8 protein-coding genes and 1 pseudogene are annotated in these 4,924 nt (G+C 61.8%); all 9 read right to left on the bottom strand.

Annotated elements, in window-relative coordinates; genetic code table 11:
* A pseudogene (locus tag Tam1G_RS11270) lies at positions 1-184 on the bottom strand (hypothetical protein); the annotation flags it as partial.
* Between the two features lies 1 nt (position 185).
* Entirely contained in the window at positions 186-1,130 is a 945-nt protein-coding gene (locus Tam1G_RS11275) for a peptidoglycan recognition protein family protein (RefSeq protein WP_101626596.1), read from the bottom strand.
* Between the two features lie 120 nt (positions 1,131-1,250).
* Positions 1,251-1,703, bottom strand: a complete 453-nt coding sequence (locus tag Tam1G_RS11280) for a hypothetical protein (protein WP_101626597.1) — start codon at positions 1,701-1,703, stop codon at positions 1,251-1,253.
* A gap of 57 nt (positions 1,704-1,760) precedes the next feature.
* Complete coding sequence (locus tag Tam1G_RS11285) at positions 1,761-2,207, bottom strand: hypothetical protein (RefSeq protein ID WP_101626598.1); 447 nt, start codon at positions 2,205-2,207, stop codon at positions 1,761-1,763.
* 22 nt (positions 2,208-2,229) lie between these two features.
* Entirely contained in the window at positions 2,230-2,565 is a 336-nt protein-coding gene (locus tag Tam1G_RS11290; protein ID WP_101626599.1) for a hypothetical protein, read from the bottom strand.
* The gene (locus Tam1G_RS11295) at positions 2,562-3,089 is read right to left on the bottom strand and encodes a hypothetical protein (protein WP_101626600.1); all 528 of its coding nucleotides are present in this window, start codon (positions 3,087-3,089) and stop codon (positions 2,562-2,564) included. Before Tam1G_RS11295 ends, Tam1G_RS11290 begins: the two co-directional genes overlap by 4 nt.
* A 2-nt stretch (positions 3,090-3,091) precedes the next feature.
* Positions 3,092-3,796, bottom strand: a complete 705-nt coding sequence (locus Tam1G_RS11300; RefSeq protein ID WP_207553064.1) for a hypothetical protein — start codon at positions 3,794-3,796, stop codon at positions 3,092-3,094.
* Between the two features lie 4 nt (positions 3,797-3,800).
* On the bottom strand, positions 3,801-4,640 hold the full coding sequence (locus tag Tam1G_RS11305) for a hypothetical protein (RefSeq protein ID WP_101626601.1): 840 nt from the start codon (positions 4,638-4,640) through the stop codon (positions 3,801-3,803).
* Positions 4,641-4,675: 35 nt separating this feature from the next.
* On the bottom strand, positions 4,676-4,924 hold a 249-nt coding region (locus Tam1G_RS11770), incomplete at its 5' end, for a hypothetical protein (RefSeq protein ID WP_101626602.1).

Raw genomic sequence — 4,924 nt, forward strand, 5'->3', positions numbered from 1 at the left:
TGACGCCGGCGCCGACGATGCCGGCCACGAGGGTCGCGATGTAGATGACGGTGCGCACCGTGTCGTTGAATACGGGCGTGTAGCCGGTGGTGGTTTCCGTTTGGGCCTTGTGGTCGGCGACTCCGGGCGTGTTCACCGGGGCGGTGACCTGTTCGAGCTGAGTGTCGAGAGTGTTGTCTGCCATGTTATTTCTCCTCCTTGGACTCAGTGGTTTCAGTGGTTTTGGCCTGGTTGGTGAGCGTGATACTCAAATTCGCCAATGCGGCGTTCACCGAGGTTTTGACCGCCGCCGTGATGGCTTCCGCGTCGGCTCCCGCGTTCTTCGCGATGGCCTGCAATGCGGCGGTCTGCGCGGTCTCATAGGCGAGCGTGTGAGCCTGGACCATGGTGGTGATCTCCTGTGCGCGGCCCCACCACGGGCAGCCGTTGTTGCCGTGCACGGTCTTCACGCCGGCCAATTCCAGGAGCTTCGCCTGATCGGGGTGAGTCAGGCCGGTAAGACCGGATTCGGGGCTCCAGTAATAGATCAAACCGGTATCGTCGTTACGGATCATGCAAGATGCCATGGGTAATCCTCCATCGTTGGTGTTGGTTGTGGTGTTGGTTGACGGTGCGGCCGATCCGCCCGTCATGTGGTCGTACCATTGCTGGGCGCGTGCCATGTAGGCCGCGTTCTGGGAGCCGGCCAATGAGGCCGGGCATTGGGTTTGGCTGAACCGGCTGTGGGGGAACACGTTCACGTTCCACGTGGGTCGGCCGAGCTTGTAGTGTTTGCAGATGGCGGCGGTCAGGTGGGCGCCGTTGTCCAACGTGGCGTCGCTGACGGCCCACGGGCTTGTGCTGATGTCGGCGTGCTCGATGCTGATGTAGTCGAGGTTCGCGTTCCAGTTTCCCAAAGCCCATGCGGTGTCCGTGTCCCACACGTGCTGGCTGATATGGCCGTTCGCGTCCACCTGATAGTGGGCGCTGGCTTGACGGGTCTGCCACACGTTGTAGATCTGCCGGGCGTTCAGATTGCCCGCATTGTGGTGCAATGCGACGCCTTTGATCGTGTGGCCGGCGCGGCCGGGCGTGTAATGCTTGGAGAGGATCAGGTTCTCGTCCGCTTCCAGGGTTTCCCAATTCTTCAAGGCGACTCCTCCTTTCGGGTATGAAAAAAGCCCGGAACCGCAGAGGGTTTCGGGCTTTGATGGGGATGGCTTGCATATGGATAGACCCCGATGCCGTGAGGGGTATCGGGGTCCATTGGGTTAGTTGTTTTTGGTGAGTGTGGGCGTCAGGTCGAGGTCCACGGTCCGGTTTTCGTTTACGAATAGTTCGCAGTAGTATTTGCCGGCCGCCAGTGTGCCGGTGACCGGTTGCGTGTCGCTGGGGGCTTTGAGGTTGTTTGCGCTGTCGCCCGGTATCGCGACTTGTACGCCGTAGTCCCAGTTGTTCGCTCCCTTGCAGGCGAGCGTGTATTCGCCCGCCTGCAACGTGATGTTGACGGAGATGCTGGCCCACTTGGTGGCGGTTCCCTTCACGTGCACGCTGCCGGGAGTGGAGCCGCGCGTGAACGTGACCCCGTTGTTGGAGTAGGGCAGTTGATCGTCGAGTATCGGGTAGAGTCCGGCCGGGTATACGGTGACGGGAACCGTTTTCGTGATACCTCCGGTTTGGATGGTGAGTTGGGTTTCACCCGGGGTGAGCGCTGTTACGCTCACCCCCCCCTAAACGGTTTTGCATGATGTCGCTCATGGTTTGCTCCTTTTGATGGTTGGTTAGTCGAGTTTTTCGAGATAGGGGTGGCGCACGCCTGTTGGCACGGTCTGGTTGGCGGTGAGGCCGATGCTCATCGTGTATTCGCCCGCTTCCAACGTCTTCTCGAGCGTGTGGCGGGTGTCCAATACACCGGCGTTGCTGCCTTTCGGGCTGATTTTGACGAAGAGGCCGTCACCGTCGAGCAGGTAGCGGCCCGCCTCCAAAGTGAAATCCACCTCCCATGCGGTGAACTGCGTGGGCGTCTGCCCGGTGATGGTGACGCCGCCGCCCTCGCGTTTGAGGGTCACCCCGTTCCTGGTGCCCTCCGGGCTTTCAGGCAGGTAGTTGCGTTTCACCGTGACGGGGATGGTTTTCGTCAGGTCCCCGGCTTTGATGGTGAGGCTGGTGGTGCCCGCGGTGAGCGCGGTGACGCTCACCCCCCCCATCGATTTCATGGTTTCGCTCATGATGATGGCTCCTTTGGTTGGATCAGCTGATTCTGCGCAGGTACGGTGTGACCGTCGCGTTGGTGTAGGTTTCCGATGGGTTCAGTGTGAGTTGCAGGATGCATTCCATCGGTTCGGTGAGCGTGAAACCGCTGGTCGCGCTGTACTGCGTGGCATCGGGCAGGATGCAGCGGGCCGAGGGCTTGTCCGCTCCCGACTGGGTGAGCCGGTAGTAGCCGGCAGGCAAGGTGGTCTTCTTGTAGATGCCGCCCCACGCGGTGGGTGTGCCGTCGACCGTGTACGAGTCGCCCTCACGGGTGCAGGTGACGCCGTTGACGGTGCCGGAATCCAATGCGGGGAACAGGTTAGGCAGGCTCATGCCCCCCCCGATAGATTCGTCACGTCGGGTCGCATCCACGTTTGCGGGGTGTCTCCGATGGTGAGCCGGATTTTGATGTTGCCGGTCATGATGCCCGCATCGACGCCGCCGCGCACGAATTTGAGCATGAGCGTGTTCTTGTTTGCTTCGGTGACGGTGAACGTCTGGTTGTTGTTGCCCGTGTAGACGACGACACCGTTTTGCTCGTTCGCGTCGCGCAGGACTATCACGAGCGCCTGCGGCGCGAGGTCGCCGTCGAATCCGAGGCAGAGCGTACGGCCCACGTATTCGCTCAGGTCCAACGCGGGCCATTGCACGCCCTTGCCGATCTCGATGGCCTCCGTCGAGGCGAGGTCGAGCGAACCGTCCTTGGCGACGGTGACGTTCAGGTTGTTGCCCGACGCGGGACCATAGGCGAGCAGGTTCGTGGATCTCACGCTTACGGGGATGGTTTTCGTGATGGTGCCGGCCTTGAGGTCCAGGCTCGTCGAACCCATAGCCTTGCCGGTGATTGATAGCGCCATGATTATTCCTCCTTGCTTGCCGTGGCGATTTCGATGTTCTTGATGGTGGCCTCGTATTCCTGCGGCGCGTAATCCGGCAGGATGCTGACATTCAGGCTGGCGGTCTCGCCCACACGCAGGGTCAATGATTCCGGGGTGACGGTGATGCCGGCCGGCTTGGCCGCGCCCGTCGAAGCGATAGCCGTGTCCTTGATGCTGGCCGTGAACTCCTGCGCTGCCGCCTCGGGCAGGATACGCACCCTGAGATTCACGCTCTCGCCCACACGCAACGCGATTGATTCGACCGGCTTGCCCGCATCATCCAACACGCTCACGGACTCAGGCTCATAACCCGCCGCCAGCGACAACGCGGCGGACGTGAATCCGCCGATTTTCGCGGTTATCATGGCAGTGCCGCCATGCACCCACGTGACCGTGTTGCCCGAAACCGTGGCCACCGATTCGTCCAATGATTTCCAGAACACATGCTCCATGGTCAACAGTTCGCTCTTATGCCCGTCAGCATACGTGGCGCGGGCAGCCAACTCCACCGACCCGTTGATGGGCAACGTGGTGGGGGCAGGCTTGCCATCCGATGCGAGGATTTCCACGCCGGTCACCGTGTCGGCCGGAGTCGCCCAGACTTTGCGGCCGTTGTAAAGCGCGTTCATCAATCGGCCGTTCAGATAGGGCTGGCCGATTTCCACGCCGTTCACATACACAGGCATGGGACTACTCCTCCACGGGCGTGCCGCCGGCATCCACGTCCGTCACATCCGTGGTCGAACCGTCACCGGTCTGGACACCCGGCATCGAACCGTCATGGACGGTGGAATCATCCTTGACCGAATCCTCGGCCTGCTGGATGTCCGCGATGCCCGTGTTCGCTTTTTCCTGCACGCTTTGCACGATGCCGTCGATGGCCACGCTCGCCTCATCGCTCTTCGCCCGGATGGACTCGCGCGCCGTATCGGCGGCGATGGTCACCGCGGCGAGACCGTTGGCCGCGTCCGCCACCATACCCGCGTCCTGCACGGCCTGGGATTTCAACGCGCTGGTACGCGCGGCGGCCGTGGACGCGTCGGCCTGCAACTGCTCGAGGCTGGCCATGATCTCACGCGCCCGGCTCTCGGTCGCGTCCACCGGATAGATGACCAGACGGGCCGGATACGCTTCGCTCTGCGCCTCCGCCTCCGTCAATGAGCCCACGACCATCCAATTCACCAACGGCGAGCCGGCAACCGCATCCGGTTGGAACGTGGCCGGATCCACATCGTCCAGATCCGCGTACTCGACGGTGGTTTTCGAATCCGGCACCTCCACATAACGCGTATACGCGAGCGGCGAGTCCGCCAATTCGACGATCTGCCACACGTATGCGGGCGTGGTTGGCATGAGCGTCACCGTCACCGTGCCGTCAGCCGCGAGCGCCGCCTCGAACGGTTCCGCGACGATCAGGTTCTTGGCCGTGTCGAAATGACGGCGGACTGGACGGAAACGCAGTTTGCCCCCCACCGGTTCCAGCGAACCGTCCGCGTTCGCCTTCTTGATGCTGATATGCACCTGTGTCATAATCTCCTCCTCAGGATCATTTGGTTTTCCTTGTCTTACTGCTGGTATTCCCAATCGCATGCGGTCTCACGGCGCACGTAGTCGGTCTTCAACGCCTCGTAGCGCGCGTGCCCGTACCCGTTGCCACCCAGGTCGATGTATTCTTTGCCGGCCTCCAATTGACGTTCATGCTGTGTACGGCTCCTGGTATGCGCGAACAGGTCCAGGCGGAGCACGTCCAGCCGTAAATGCCGGCGGTCGCGTTCCGATGACTCCAGCCGCTCGTAATCCCTGTCCAGTTTGGA

It is taken from the genome of Bifidobacterium imperatoris (genome assembly GCF_002860405.1).
GTDB lineage: Bacteria > Actinomycetota > Actinomycetes > Actinomycetales > Bifidobacteriaceae > Bifidobacterium > Bifidobacterium imperatoris.